The organism is Rhodococcus sp. NPDC057529 (assembly GCF_042802055.1).
GTDB lineage: Bacteria > Actinomycetota > Actinomycetes > Mycobacteriales > Mycobacteriaceae > Rhodococcus_F.
In genome coordinates, this window is the sequence record NZ_JBHVEY010000008.1 from 347,669 (window position 1) to 361,337 (window position 13,669).

Genomic DNA, 13,669 nt, shown 5'->3' on the forward strand with positions numbered 1-13,669 from the left:
GGCACCCGCCCATAACACAGTGCGCCCCAATAGTCCGATTTGCCGCGATTGTGGGTCCGAATAACCGACCCAGTAGGATGTACACGTAGCCCAGTTCGCTAGCTAAGCGAACGGTCTACACGACTCGGTTCGTTTCGTTCCGACACCCCGCCGCCCGCTGACCCCCGACGGAGTGCCTTTTGCTTGCTGTTCTGCTCGCCCATGCCGTTGCCGCCGTTTTGGCTCCGCTTGTGGTGCGCCAGTTCGGCCGCAACGGTTTCTATCCCCTCTCCCTCGTCCCGCTGGCGTCACTCGGATGGGTGATCGCGAACTGGGGCACGGAACAGACCGTGTCCGTCGAGTGGGCACCGGGTCTGTCGATGGACCTCGACTTCTGGTTCGATCCGCTCGCCGCGATCATGTCGGTGCTGGTGCTGGGCATCGGCACGCTGATCCTGGTCTACTGCGCCCGCTACTTCACCGACGACGAACCCCGTCTCGGCATCTTCGCCGCCGAGATGGTGGCGTTCGCCGGGGCCATGTTCGGGCTCGTCGCGAGCGACAACATGTTGCTGCTGTACATCTTCTGGGAGCTGACGACGGTCCTGTCGTTCCTGCTGGTCGGGCATTACGCCGAACGCGCCTCGAGCCGCCGCGCCGCGACGCAGGCCCTGCTCGTCACGACCGCGGGTGGTCTGGCCATGCTCGTCGGCATCATCATCCTCGGCCAGGTGAGTGGCACGTACAACCTGTCCGAACTGATCGAGGTCGCACCCCGCGGCTGGCTCGCCGGTGTCGGTGTCGTGCTGGTCCTCATCGGTGCGCTGTCGAAATCGGCGATCGTCCCGCTGCACTTCTGGTTGCCCGGCGCGATGGCCGCCCCGACCCCGGTCAGCGGCTATCTGCACGCCGCGGCGATGGTGAAGGCGGGCATCTATCTCGTGGCCAGGCTGTCGCCGGGTTTCGCCGACGCGGCACCCTGGCGGTTCACGATCATCACTCTCGGCCTGCTGACGATGGTCCTCGCCGGGTGGCGGGCGATGCGCGCGTTCGACCTCAAACTGGTGCTCGCGTTCGGCACCGTCAGCCAACTCGGCTTCATGATGGTGCTGGTTGGTCTCGGCACCCGCGATGCCGCGCTCGCCGGCATGACGATGGTCGTCGCGCACGCGATGTTCAAGGCGGCACTGTTCATGGTGGTCGGCATCATCGACCACACGACGGGGACCCGCGACATCCGCAAACTCGCGCACCTCGGCAATCGCGCGCCGGCGCTGATGGTGTTCGCCGCGCTGGCAGCGGCCAGCATGGCCGGACTTCCGCCGTTCCTCGGGTTCGTCGGCAAGGAAGCCGCTTTCGACTCCCTGCTGAGCACGACCGTGCTCGCCGATCCGGCGCGGATCGCCACCGTCGGCGTCGTGGTGCTGGGTTCGATCCTGACGCTCGCCTACAGCGTGCGCTTCATGTGGGGCGCGTTCGGCCGCAAGCGGCTCGCGCGGCCGAGCCCCGCCGTGCAGGGTATGCACGCACCCGGACCGCTGTTCCTCGCCGCACCCGCCGTCCTCGCGGTGCTGAGCCTCGCGGCGGGACTGGCGGCGCCGCAGCTCGAGAAGCTGCTGACGCCGTACTCGCGCACATTGCCGGCGGAGGCCGCCGCCGACTACCACCTCGCGCTGTGGCACGGCGTCAACACGGCGCTGCTGCTCACACTGCTCGTCTTCGCCGTCGGCACCGCGCTCTTCGTGGCGCAGCGCTGGGTCAACCGGTTGCGGTTCGAGCATCCGCCGCTCGGCAACGCCGACCGCATCTACGACGCGACGCTGCGCGGCATGGACGCCCTGTCAATGCGGCTGACCGGCGCCACCCAGCGCGGTTCGCTGCCGCTGACCCAGGCGACCATCCTCGGCACCCTGGTGCTGGTGCCGCTGGTGCTCCTCGTCGTCGGCACCGACACCGGCGCCGACGTCCGCCTGTGGGATTCGCCGGTGCAGTTCGTGATCGGTCTGATGATGGTCGCGGCCGCGCTCGCGGCGACGGTGATGCGCAACCGTCTGGCCAGCGTGATCCTCGTCGGTCTCAGCGGCTACGGGTGCGGTGTGCTGTTCGCTCTGCACGGCGCCCCCGACCTGGCGCTCACCCAGTTCCTGGTGGAGACGCTGACCCTCGTCATCTTCGTCCTCGTGTTCCGCAAGCTGCCCGCCGAGGTGGACGAGCGCCGGGCAATCGGATTCAAGATTCCGCGGGCGATGCTGGCGGTCGCCGTCGGTGCCACCATCACCACGATCGGCGCGTACGCCATCAACGCGCGGAACTCGGTGCCGATCTACGAGCGACTCCCCGACGCGGCGTACTACCTCGGCAACGGCAAGAACGTGGTCAACGTCCTGCTCGTCGACATCCGCGCGTGGGACACCCTCGGCGAGATCTCGGTGCTGCTCGTCGCGGCCACCGGTGTCGCGAGCCTGGTGTTCCGGAACCGCCGCTTCGGCAGCGCCCCCAGGGTGGCCGACGCCCCCGCGGTCACGGCCGATTCTTCGGCCTCGCATTCCGAGACCACGTGGCTGCTCGGCGGCGACCTCATCGATCCGAAACACCGGTCACTGGTCCTCGAGGTGACGACCCGGCTGATCTTCCCGACCATCATGGTGCTGTCGGTGTACTTCTTCTTCGCCGGCCACAACGCACCCGGCGGCGGTTTCGCCGGCGGCCTCACCGCCGGTCTGGCGCTGGTCCTGCGCTACCTCGCGGGCGGGCGGTACGAACTCGGCGAGACCGTTCCGATCGACGCGGGCAAGATCCTGGGGCTCGGGCTCACGCTCGCCGCGGGTACCGCGCTGGCGTCGCTGTTCCTCGGCGCCCCCGCGCTGTCGTCCGCGGTGTTCGAGGTGACGCTGCCGGTGATCGGTCACGTCAAGATGGTCACCGCACTGTTCTTCGACCTGGGTGTGTACCTCATCGTGGTCGGACTCGTACTCGACGTACTCCGCAGTCTCGGGGCACGTCTCGACGCACAGGTCGAGGTGAACCAGTAATGAGCGCCAACCTCGGATTTCTCGTCATCATCGGCGTCCTCGTGTCGGCCGGCGTCTACCTGCTCATCGAACGCAGCATCACCCGCATGCTGCTGGGGTTGCTGCTGTTCGGCAACGGCATCAACCTTCTCATCCTCACGTCCGGTGGTCCGGACGGCAATCCGCCGATCGTCGGCCGCGAGTCCATTCACGAGTCGATGGCCGACCCGCTGGCTCAGGCGATGATCCTGACGGCGATCGTCATCACGATGGGTATCGCCGGTTTCGTGCTCGCGCTCGCGTACCGGTCGTTCAAGATCACCACGCAGGACGCCGTCGAGAACGACCCCGAGGACACCAAGGTCCTGCGGCGCCGGTCGCCCGCCGAGGCCCCGGACCGCGACCGCTCCGACGACCCGGTCACCGGCGAGCCGAGTTTCAGCGGCGACGCCTTCGACAAGGACGGAAACCCCATTCCCCTGGACGAACTGAAGAACCTCGAAGACCTCGAATGCTACGAAGACCTGCACGAGGGTGACTTCGACGACGACGAGGACATCGACAAGGCCGGGATCGGGGAGAAGTCGTGACCATTTCCCCGAACGTCATCACGGCGCTCGCGCCGCTGCCCGTCCTCGTCCCGATGCTCGCCGCCGCGGCCACGCTGGTGCTCGGCCGGCGTCCGCGGGCCCAGCGGATCATCACGCTCGTCGCGTTGATCGGCGTCCTCGTCGTGTCGGGACTGCTGCTGTTCCTCGCCGATCGCGACGGCACGACGGCCGTTCAGGTGGGTGGCTGGGACTCGCCGATCGGCATCACGCTGGTGGTCGACCGGCTGTCCGCGATGATGCTGGTGGTCTCGTCGATCGTGCTGCTCGCCGTCATGGCGTACGCCGTGGGTCAGGGTATCCGCGACGGCAGTGAGGACCAGCCCGTCTCGATCTTCCTGCCGACGTATCTGGCGCTGACGGCGGGCATCTCCAACGCGTTCCTCGCGGGCGACCTGTTCAATCTGTACGTCGGTTTCGAGGTCCTCCTCGCCGCCAGTTTCGTGCTGCTCACACTGGGCGCGAGCGCCGACCGCGTCCGCGCGGGTGTGTCGTACGTGATGGTGTCGATGGTGTCGTCGCTGATCTTCCTGGCGGGCATCGCGTTCGCCTACGCGGCCACCGGCACCCTCAACCTCGCCGACATGGCCACCCGCCTCGACGGCATCCCGTCCGGCACCCGCACCGCCATCTTCGGCGTGCTGCTCGTGGCGTTCGGCATCAAGGCCGCGGTGTTCCCGCTGTCGACGTGGCTGCCCGACTCCTACCCCACCGCGCCGGCCCCGGTCACCGCCGTGTTCGCCGGCCTGCTCACCAAGGTGGGTGTGTACGCGATCATCCGCGCGCACACGCTGCTCTTCCCGGAGGGCGAACTCGACAACGTGCTGATGGTCTGCGGCCTGCTGACGATGCTCGTCGGGATCCTCGGTGCGATCGCGCAGAGCGACATCAAACGGCTGCTGTCCTTCACCCTGGTCAGCCACATCGGATACATGGTGTTCGGGGTCGCGCTGTCCACGCAGTCGGGGCTCTCGGGTGCCATCTACTACGTGGCCCACCACATCCTCGTGCAGACCACCTTGTTCCTGGTGGTCGGTCTCATCGAACGCCAGGCCGGGTCGTCGTCGCTGCGGCGTCTCGGCGGGCTCGCCGCGGCCAGCCCCGTCCTGGCCATCGTGTTCCTCATTCCAGCCCTCAACCTCGGCGGCATTCCCCCGTTCTCCGGGTTCATCGGCAAGGTCGCGTTGTTGCAGGCCGGCTCGGCGGACGCGAGCGTGCTGGCGTGGACCCTCGTCGCAGGCGGAACCGTCACCAGCCTCCTCACCCTGTACGTCGTCGCACGCGTGTGGACCAAGGCGTTCTGGCGGGCCCGCGCCGACGCCCCCGAGGGCGACCTCGCGGACGTCAGCCCGTCGGCGCTACTCGACGAGTCCGAGGCCGACATCGCGTTCGACGACCGCGCCGACGTGGGCCGGATCCCCGCGATGATGCTGATCCCCACCGTCGCCCTCGTCGCCGTCGGGCTGGCGATGACGGTGTTCGCCGGTCAGATCATCCAGATCAGCGATCGCGCGGCGAGCGACCTGCAGAACCGGTCCATCTACATCGACGCCGTCCTCGGCGGTCATCCCGGCGGCGAAGCGCAGGAGGCACCGCGATGAAACGCGAGAGAATTCTCCAGTTCGGCGCGTTGCTGTGGCTGATGTCGGTGTGGATCCTGTTGTGGGGCAACGTCAGCTGGGGCAACATCCTCGGCGGACTCGCCGTCGGCGCGATCATCATGGTGCTCATGCCGCTGCCGCGGGTGCCCGTGGAGGGCCGGGTACACGTCCTGCCACTGCTGCGGCTGGCCGTGATGTTCGTGTACTACTCGCTCCAGTCGAGCCTCCAGATCGCGTGGCTCGCACTCCGGCCCGGGCCGCCGCCCGTCACCGGCGTCCTGCGATACCAGTTGGGGATCAAGTCGGACCTCGTGCTGACCCTGTGCATCGACGTGCTGAACCTCATCCCGGGCACCATGGTCCTCGAGATCGACCAGGTCCGGCGGATCGTGTACGTCCACGTCCTGGACATGGGCTCGCAGAAGGCGGTCAGCCAGTTCTACCGCACCGTCGCGCAGCTGGAACGGTTGTTCGTCGAGGCGTTCGAACGGGACTCCGACTGGAAACCGAGCCCGTGGCACAACCGCGACCAGCAGTACGACGACCCCGCTCAGGAGGGCAGTTCATGACAGTCGTATCGGTCATATCCGGGATTATCCTGGTCGTCGCCGGGGTGCTGACGACGTTCCGGCTGCTCGACGGTCCGAACTCGCTCGATCGTCTCGTCGCCCTCGACACCCTGATCGCGCTCGCGATGTGCGGACTCGCCGTGTGGGCGGCGTACACCGGCGACACGACGATCGTGCCCGCCATCGTCGCGTTGTCGCTGGTGGGGTTCATCGGCTCGGTGTCGGTGGCCCGGTTCCGGGTGAGTGACAAGTCGTGACCACCGTGCTGAACGTCATCGGGGCCACCCTCATGTTGTGCGGGTCGCTGCTCGCACTGACGGCCGCCATCGCCATCGTCCGTTTCCCCGACACCCTGCGCCGCATGCACGCCGCCACCAAACCGCAGGTGGTCGGTCTCATCATGGTGCTCGCGGGTGCCGTCCTCGAACTGCGCGGCAACGTCGACATCTGGATGCTGATCCTCGTCGGCATCTTCACCCTGTTCACCGCGCCGGTCATCGCGCACAGCGTCGGCCGGGTGGCGTACCGGGAGCAGCGCGATCAGGACGGGCTGCTGATGATCAACGAGTTGGAGCCACCAGAACGTCCGTGACCGCCGTCTTCGCGCCGCTGCCCCACCGGGCTAGCGCGGTGTCGGGCCGGGCGAAGAACGTCGCATAGAAGCCGAGAATCATCGCGGCGAGGACACCGAGAACGAGCGGGCCGGACACCTCAGGGAATCGGCCCATCGGCACCGCCAGGTAGCGGTAGCTGAGCAGCAGTCCCGCCAGCACCAGTGCGCCGCCGCCGACGAGGCGGACCCGGAACCAGCCCCATCCCCGTTCGGGGTCGCGGAGCGCGGACTCGATGGTCAGGCACAGGACGGCTCCGGCGACCAGGTCGACGCCGTAGTGGTAGCCGAACCCGAGGGTCGCAGTCAGTGTGCACACCAGCCAGAACGTGCCGCCGAGCCGCAGCCACCAGGCGCCCTGCCGGGAATGGATGAACAACGCGAGGGCCCACGCCGTGTGCAGGCTCGGCATGCAGTTGCGCGGGGTCGTCGAATCGAACGGCAGGGGTTCGGGCGCGAAGTCGGGTGCCGGGACCAGGTTCGGCCAGTAGTCGCTGACCTGGAACCCCTGCCCTTCGGTGCCGAAGGCGAAGATCGGACCGACCACGGGGAACAGCACGTAGAACACGGGACCGACGAGACCGATCAGCAGGAACGTGCGCACCAGGTAGTGCGAGGGCCATCCGTTCCGCAACTGGTAGACGGCCACCGCGATCGCCGCGACCGGCAGTTCGATGTAGACCCAGTGCAGGATGCCGTAACCGACGGGACCGAGCGCGTCGACGAACCGACCCATGTGCCACGACGGGCTTCCCAGCGCATGATCCGCGAGCTGGGCGAATTCGTCGAGGACCATCGGCCCGGCCATGATCGTGACCTGCAGCCAGGCGTCGCCGAACTTGGTCGCGAGAATCAGCAGCGCACCCAGCCCGACACCTTTCAGGGCGCTGCGCCGCTGCTCGCCGGTCCACCGGACCGCGGCGTGGACACCGATCGCCGTGAGCACCCACGTGGCGCCGTTCCCGACCGTCAGCGGGCCACCCGACAGGTAGCGCACAGCGGCGACCACCACGTCGATGCCCGCCGCCGCGGACAGCGCGACGACCCGTTGCCGGTTGGTGAGCCCGACCATCGCGAGCGCGAGACCGGCCCACGGAACGGACGCCGACTTGGGGGTCAGGACGTAGTCACGGAACAGGCTCTCCAGGGGACCCGGGAAACCCTGGACGGACGCGACCGACTGAACCACGACCAGCAGGATCGCCACCCCGAGCGCCCCGCCCGCAACGAACATGCGGGAACGATCGACGGGCCCACCCGGCCGTACAACGGCAACATCGTCGATCGACACCCGCCAAGTGTAAACAACACGTGAACGGCAAGTGGACGAGCGCCCTGCCCGAGACCGGCTTTCAGGTCCCGAGCTCTTTCACCAGCGCGTCGACGACTGCCACCAGGTCACCGCCGGTCGCCTCCGCGACCTGACGTTGCCGCTGATAGGAGGCGCCGCGGCGGGGAATCTCCGCCACGGCGGCCAATTCGTCCGCGCACCCGAGCCGCACCGCGGTCGGCGCCAGCTTCTCCAGCAGGTCGTTCAGGTCGTCGGTGACGAGTCGCTCGTTGCTGTCCTCGTCGAGAATGATCTCGGCGTCGAGTCCGTACCGCGCGGCCCGCCACTTGTTTTCCTTCACGTGCCACGGCTGCAGGTTCGGCAGGTTCTCGCCCGCCTCGAAACGCCGGTCCAGGTCGACGATCAGGCAGTGCACGAGCGCGACGAGAGAACCGAGTTCGGCGCGGGTGGAGATCCCGTCGAAGACGCGGACCTCGATGGTGCCCCACCGCGGCGCGGGCCGGATGTCCCAGTGCATCCCGCCGATCTTGGTGATTACGCCGGTCTTCATCTGGTCGCTGATGAAATCCTCGTACTGCGCCCAGTTCGCGAACTGGTACGGCAGCCCCGCAGTGGGAAGCTGCTGGAACATCAGGGCGCGATTGCTCGCGTACCCCGTGTTGACGCCCGCCCACATCGGTGAGGACGCGGACAGCGCGAGCAGATGCGGGTACCGCTGCAAGAGCGCGTTGAGGATCGGGAACACCTTCTGCGGCGACGACACCCCCACGTGGACGTGCACACCCCAGATCAGCATCTGACGGCCCCACCACTGGGTGCGCTCGATCAGCTCGTCGTAATCCGGTGTCCGCGTGACCAATTGGGTCGACCACTGCGCGAACGGGTGCGTTCCGGCGCAGATGAGATCGACGCCGAGCGGGTTCGCCGCCCGCCGCAACAGGTCGAGCGACTCGTCGAGGTCGTCCATCGCCTCACCGACGGTGGAGTGGATGCCGGTGACGAGTTCGACGGTGTTGCGCAGCAACTCCTTGGTGATCCGCGGATCCTCCGGACCCGCGAGATTCGCGACCGCGTCGAACACCTCCGCGGCCGTGTTGGAGAGATCCCGCGTGACCCTGTCGACCAGCGCGATCTCCCACTCGACACCCAGTGTCGGCCGCGGCGAACCTGGAAAGGGAACTACCACGGTTTCGATCCAACCACAGGCCGCAGTGCGCGGCAGCGTACCGACACCCCGGCCGCAGCCGGGGTGTCACGCGACTCAGCCGGCGCCGATGACACCGCAGGCCACACGAGAGCCTGCGTCACCGGTGTTCAGGGTTTCCTGATCGGGAGCGGGTGCGTACCGGGTGGGGATGTTCGCGAAATTGTCGGGACCCGAGTGGATCATGACCGCGGTGCCGCTGTCGCCGTTCTTCAGATCCTCGACCGTGAAGGCGTCGGTGCTGGTGACCAACTCGGCGGTCCCGTCCTCGAGCACCTGCAGCGAGGTGAGGTCGCCGCTCGCGGGGTGCCCCGAGTGGCCCGCCGCCTGGAAGTGCCCGCCCGCGGACAGGAAGTTTCCGGGCGCACCGCCGGTCGGTGCCACGGAGTTCGTCTCGCACTTTCCGACGGAGTGCACGTGGAACCCGTGGAACCCGGGCGTCTGATCCTTGACGGACACGGTGACCTCGACGTGGCTTCCCGACTGCTTGAACGTGGCGGTACCGACGTTCTCGCCCTCCGCGTTCTTCAGCGTCGCGGTGAGCGCGCCGCTTTCCGCGTGTTCGCCCGAGCCGCTCTCGGCGTCGCCGGGAACGCCTGCGGCACTGGGATCGGCGGCGCCGGTCCAGACGGGAGGAGTGGTGCCGGGAACGTCGGTCGGCTCCTCGTTGTTACTGCAGGCGGTCAGTCCGAGTGCCGCAATGGCCACCACCGGGGTGACAATGCGCCAGGACATCCGACGGGTAGAACTCGAGGCCATCAAACCGCTCCTTTGAGGTGGCGAAGAAGTGCACCTGATCATAACTGCGGCGCCGGTGCACCGACCGTCCGGTCTACTGCGCGGAAGTGACGATGACGACCACACCGGCGGACGAATTCGCGATACCCGGGAACTTCGGCTCGGCCGACACCCCGAGTTGCGCCGCGATCTCGGTGGCCGCTTCCTTCTCGGCCGCGGAAGTCCCGTAGTACACGGTGGTTTCGGAGATGGTGCCGTCGCTGTAGTTGCCGGTCTCCGACACCGTCCACCCCGAAGACATCAGTTCGGTGGCGGTCTGGCTCGCGAGACCCGTGACGTTGCTGTTGTTGAGCACCCGCACCGGGACCGGCGCCGCGTCGGCGGCCTTCGTGGTGCTGGACGCACCGGACGTCGTGCTCGCCGCGGAAGCCGAGGTGCCTCCCGCCGCTCCGGCGGCCGTGGTCGGACGGGCGGCGGTGGTCGTGGCAGCCGCCGAGGTCGTGACGGTGGCTGCGGTCTCCTCCGAGTCCGAACCTCCGAGCGAGGCGAACCCGAGACCCGCGAAGAGAATCGCGAGGGCGATCAGCACCATCGCGAGGGCACGTAACGGCGGGCCGGACGATTCGGGTTTCGGAGTACTCACGATGTCGACCTTAGCGACCGGGTGCTACGTGACGTCGAACCCGAGGCGACGGGCCGCGCGGGCCTTCTGCCTGCTCGCGCGCAGCCGTCGCAGGCGCTTCACGAGCATCGGGTCGGCTGCGAGTGCCTCGGGCCGGTCCACCAGCGCGTTGAGTACCTGGTAGTACCGGGTGGCGGACATGTCGAACAGCTCTTTGATCGCTTCTTCCTTCGCGCCGGCGTACTTCCACCATTGGCGCTCGAAGGACAGGATGTCGTGCTCCCGACGCGAGAGACCGTCGTCGTTGCCGACGTCGTCGACCCCTACGGAAGTGTCGCCGTCGATGCGCTCGGACTGGTTCCGACTACGCGCTGTTGCGCCGTCCATCTCACTCCTCGACTACTAGCTCTCGCCCGACCTCAGCGAAACCACGTTCCCCCGGCTCCTCGATCGCGTGGCCGACCGAGCAACGAATTACACAGCTGTACTTCAGCGACTATTCAACCACGACGAACGCCGCGGGCAGTGCGAACGGCTCGGGCGCGCCGCACTATCCTTGACGACCATGGCCATCCTCCCCATCCGGATCGTGGGCGACCCGGTATTGCACGAACCGACCGAGACGGTGTCCCAGTCACCTGCGGAACTCGCAGACATCATCGCTGACATGTACGACACGATGGACGCCGCCAACGGCGTCGGGCTCGCCGCCAACCAGGTCGGCCTGCCGCTGCGGTTGTTCGTCTACGACTGCCCGGACGTCGACGAGACCGGAAAGCCGTTCCGCCGCCGGGGCTGCGTCGTCAACCCGGTCCTCGAGACGTCGGAACGACCCGAGACCATGCCAGACCCAGACGACGACGTCGAGGGCTGCCTGTCGGTCCCCGGCGAACAGTTCCCCACCGGCCGGGCCGAGTGGGCGAAGGTGACCGGCACCGACGCCGACGGCAATGCCGTCGAGATCGAGGGGCGCGACTTCTTCGCGCGCATGCTGCAGCACGAGGTCGGTCACCTCGACGGTTTCCTCTACGTCGACATGCTGGTCGGCCGCAACGCACGCGCCGCCAAGAAGACCATCAAGCGCGCCGGCTGGGGAGTTCCCGGTCTCAGCTGGGTGCCCGGAACGGTCGAAGACCCGTTCGGGCATGACGACTGACATTCCGCTCGGAGCCCGGGTGGTGCTGCGCTACCAGCTGCCGCCCGGGTCCAGCCATCCGATGACCGACGTCATCGGGGTGCTCGAGAGCGTCGAGCCGGTCGTGGTCGTCCGCGATGCGGCCGGCACCGCGATCGAAGTGGAGCCCGGGCGAGTGGTCGCGCTGAAGGCCGTCCCCGCGCGACCGGTGCGGGCGAGCGAGATCCGGTCCCTCGAACTGGCCTCCGCCGACGGCTGGCCGGGGATCGAGCACGCTTGGATCGACGGCTGGCTCGCCCGATACGGCCACGGCTTCACCGGACGCGCCAACTCGGCGGCGCCGCTCGGCGACCGCGGGACGGTCGGGAGCCTGGACGACCCCTCCCCCGGCGGCACGCTCGACCGTCTGCGCGAGTGGTACGCCGAGCGGGACCGCCCGCTGCGGCTGCTGATCCCCGACCGCCTGGGCGAGGTGCCGCCGGGCTGGAACGTCAGCGACGAAGTGGTCGTGATGGCCGCCGACGTCGACAATCTGGCGCTGCCCGAGGGTCCGCGGACCACGACCGTCACCGATCACCCGGATCCGGACTGGCTCGCCCTGTACCGCTACCGCGGGTCCGCGCTGCCCGACTTCGCGGTCGACGTGCTGAACGCGGTCCGCGGCGGGACGCTCGGCTTCGGCCGGATCGGCGCCGCCGACTCGGCGCTCCTCGCCGTCGCCCGCGGATCCGTCACGACCGCGCCGGACGACCGCCGGTGGGTCGGGCTCACCGCGGTCGAGGTGGCGCAGGCTCACCGCCGCCGCGGAATCGGCAGCCTGATCTGCGGCGACATGATCAATTGGGGGCGCGAGCACGGCGCGACCCACGCGTGCCTGCAGGTCGCCGCCGAGAACGAGGGCGCGCAGGCGATGTACCGCAACGTCGGCTTCGTGGCGCACCACCGGTACCGCTACGCCACCGAACCCGGCGGCTGAGAATCTGTCGGGGCGTGCCGCTAGGGTGGCTGCCGTGCGCATCGCAACCTGGAACGTGAACTCTGTTCGTGCCCGTACCGACCGGATCCTGGACTGGCTCCAGCGGTCCGACGTCGACGTGCTGGCGATGCAGGAAACCAAGTGCAAGGACGAGCAGTTCCCGTACGAGCGGTTCCGCGAACTCGGGTACGAGGTCGCGCACGTGGGCCTCAGCCAGTGGAACGGTGTCGCGATCGCGTCCCGCGTCGGCCTCGACGACGTGCAGATCGGCTTCGAGGATCAGCCCGGGTTCCACAAGGATCCGGAGGTCGCCCCCGTGCAGGAAGCGCGCGCCATCGGTGCCACCTGCAACGGCGTCCGCGTCTGGAGCCTGTACGTGCCCAACGGCCGCGAGCTCGCCGATCCGCACTACACGTACAAGCTGGAGTGGCTGGCGAAGCTGCACACGGATGCGGTCGGGTGGCTCGACCGTGATCCGGACGCGCAGATCGCGCTGGTCGGTGACTGGAACGTCGCACCCACCGACGAGGACGTCTGGGATCCGGCGCTGTTCGAAGGCAAGACCCACACGTCCGTCCCCGAGCGGGAGGCCTTCCAGGCGTTCGTCGAATCGGGATTCGCCGACGTCGTCCGGCCGCACACCCCCGGCCCGGGTGTCTACACCTACTGGGACTACACCCAGCTGCGGTTCCCGAAGAAGCAGGGTATGCGCATCGATTTCGTGCTCGGGTCGCCCGCCCTCGCGGGCCGTGTCGACAAGGCCGAGATCGACCGCAACGAACGCAAGGGCAAGGGCGCCAGCGATCACGCGCCCGTCATCGTCGACCTCGGCGACTGACACGCAGCAACCCGAGACGAACGGCGCCCCCGGGGTCTAGTCGGCGACCAGAATGTCGAGATGCTCCGGGTTCAGCGCCACGTAGCGCCGGACGTACGTGCAGATCGGGCGCACCTTCCAGCCCCGCCGGCGCGCTGAACCCAGCGCCTCACGAACCAGGACCGCGGCGAGACCGCGGCCACCGAGGTCTTCCACGATCACCGTGTGCATGAACGCGACCACCTCGCCGGGTCTGGCGGTGAATCCGGGAATGTCGTCCTCGTCGCGATAGCCGAGGATGCCGACCAGCTCGTCCCCCAGCCACAGATCGAATCGTTCGTGGGCGGGGTTGTCGAGCACGCGCGCAGCAGTGGTCGTGATGCTCCCCGACGGGCCGGAACCGTTCGACATGTGATCCATGCCACTCATGGAAACAGTTCCCGGGCGCCCTCGCGAGCGGAACCACCGGCCCCGGAACCGTTTCGTTGCCGACGAGTGGTCGATTCGT

At 68.1% G+C, this 13,669-nt stretch carries 15 protein-coding genes; 9 read left to right on the plus strand and 6 right to left on the minus strand.

What is annotated here, in order from left to right:
• The first annotated feature begins 179 nt into the window (after nucleotides 1-179).
• The 6 genes from ACFU5V_RS18500 to mnhG are packed head-to-tail and all read left to right on the plus strand — an operon-like array spanning nucleotide 180 to nucleotide 6,360.
• Nucleotides 180-3,011 (plus strand): Na+/H+ antiporter subunit A, encoded by a 2,832-nt coding sequence (locus tag ACFU5V_RS18500; RefSeq protein ID WP_378435733.1) that lies wholly within the window; start codon nucleotides 180-182, stop codon nucleotides 3,009-3,011.
• The gene (locus tag ACFU5V_RS18505) at nucleotides 3,011-3,580 is read left to right on the plus strand and encodes a Na(+)/H(+) antiporter subunit C (protein ID WP_378701078.1); all 570 of its coding nucleotides are present in this window, start codon (nucleotides 3,011-3,013) and stop codon (nucleotides 3,578-3,580) included. Before ACFU5V_RS18500 ends, ACFU5V_RS18505 begins: the two co-directional genes overlap by 1 nt.
• A complete protein-coding gene (locus ACFU5V_RS18510) occupies nucleotides 3,577-5,199 on the plus strand; it encodes a Na+/H+ antiporter subunit D (protein ID WP_378435736.1) in 1,623 nt (540 codons plus the stop codon). The genes ACFU5V_RS18505 and ACFU5V_RS18510 overlap by 4 nt, the downstream gene beginning before the upstream one ends.
• A complete protein-coding gene (locus tag ACFU5V_RS18515) occupies nucleotides 5,196-5,768 on the plus strand; it encodes a Na+/H+ antiporter subunit E (protein WP_378701080.1) in 573 nt (190 codons plus the stop codon). The genes ACFU5V_RS18510 and ACFU5V_RS18515 overlap by 4 nt, the downstream gene beginning before the upstream one ends.
• On the plus strand, nucleotides 5,765-6,025 hold the full coding sequence (locus ACFU5V_RS18520) for a monovalent cation/H+ antiporter complex subunit F (protein ID WP_005251754.1): 261 nt from the start codon (nucleotides 5,765-5,767) through the stop codon (nucleotides 6,023-6,025). Before ACFU5V_RS18515 ends, ACFU5V_RS18520 begins: the two co-directional genes overlap by 4 nt.
• A complete protein-coding gene (mnhG, locus tag ACFU5V_RS18525; protein WP_005264391.1) occupies nucleotides 6,022-6,360 on the plus strand; it encodes a monovalent cation/H(+) antiporter subunit G in 339 nt (112 codons plus the stop codon). The genes ACFU5V_RS18520 and mnhG overlap by 4 nt, the downstream gene beginning before the upstream one ends.
• Here the strand turns inward: mnhG and ACFU5V_RS18530 are convergent.
• The 5 genes from ACFU5V_RS18530 to ACFU5V_RS18550 all read right to left on the minus strand — a co-directional run bounded on the left by ACFU5V_RS18530 (nucleotide 6,329) and on the right by ACFU5V_RS18550 (nucleotide 10,620).
• The gene (locus ACFU5V_RS18530; RefSeq protein WP_378435740.1) at nucleotides 6,329-7,612 is read right to left on the minus strand and encodes a DUF5933 domain-containing protein; all 1,284 of its coding nucleotides are present in this window, start codon (nucleotides 7,610-7,612) and stop codon (nucleotides 6,329-6,331) included. The two genes, mnhG and ACFU5V_RS18530, sit on opposite strands and share 32 nt — an antisense overlap.
• Nucleotides 7,613-7,730: 118 nt before the next feature.
• Nucleotides 7,731-8,855: a glutamate--cysteine ligase gene (locus ACFU5V_RS18535; protein WP_378701082.1), complete on the minus strand. Its 1,125-nt coding sequence runs from the start codon at nucleotides 8,853-8,855 to the stop codon at nucleotides 7,731-7,733.
• Between the two features lie 75 nt (nucleotides 8,856-8,930).
• Entirely contained in the window at nucleotides 8,931-9,632 is a 702-nt protein-coding gene (locus ACFU5V_RS18540) for a superoxide dismutase family protein (protein WP_378435743.1), read from the minus strand.
• Between the two features lie 73 nt (nucleotides 9,633-9,705).
• A complete protein-coding gene (locus ACFU5V_RS18545) occupies nucleotides 9,706-10,254 on the minus strand; it encodes a LytR C-terminal domain-containing protein (protein WP_378701084.1) in 549 nt (182 codons plus the stop codon).
• A gap of 24 nt (nucleotides 10,255-10,278) precedes the next feature.
• Nucleotides 10,279-10,620 carry a DUF3263 domain-containing protein gene (locus ACFU5V_RS18550; protein WP_087558901.1) on the minus strand — a complete coding sequence of 114 codons (342 nt, stop codon included), beginning with the start codon at nucleotides 10,618-10,620 and terminating at the stop codon, nucleotides 10,279-10,281.
• 178 nt (nucleotides 10,621-10,798) lie between these two features.
• Between ACFU5V_RS18550 and ACFU5V_RS18555 the strand changes: the two genes are divergently transcribed.
• Genes ACFU5V_RS18555 through ACFU5V_RS18565 form a run of 3 tightly spaced genes read left to right on the plus strand, consistent with a single transcriptional unit; the run spans nucleotide 10,799 to nucleotide 13,182 of the window.
• Nucleotides 10,799-11,389 (plus strand): peptide deformylase, encoded by a 591-nt coding sequence (locus ACFU5V_RS18555; RefSeq protein ID WP_087558902.1) that lies wholly within the window; start codon nucleotides 10,799-10,801, stop codon nucleotides 11,387-11,389.
• On the plus strand, nucleotides 11,379-12,344 hold the full coding sequence (locus tag ACFU5V_RS18560; protein ID WP_378701088.1) for a GNAT family N-acetyltransferase: 966 nt from the start codon (nucleotides 11,379-11,381) through the stop codon (nucleotides 12,342-12,344). Before ACFU5V_RS18555 ends, ACFU5V_RS18560 begins: the two co-directional genes overlap by 11 nt.
• Before the next feature lie 34 nt (nucleotides 12,345-12,378).
• A complete protein-coding gene (locus ACFU5V_RS18565) occupies nucleotides 12,379-13,182 on the plus strand; it encodes an exodeoxyribonuclease III (protein WP_378701091.1) in 804 nt (267 codons plus the stop codon).
• Nucleotides 13,183-13,218: 36 nt separating this feature from the next.
• On the opposite strand, the gene ACFU5V_RS18570 is transcribed toward ACFU5V_RS18565, so the two are convergent.
• Nucleotides 13,219-13,581, minus strand: a complete 363-nt coding sequence (locus tag ACFU5V_RS18570) for a GNAT family N-acetyltransferase (protein ID WP_378701093.1) — start codon at nucleotides 13,579-13,581, stop codon at nucleotides 13,219-13,221.
• Nucleotides 13,582-13,669 lie beyond the last annotated feature (88 nt).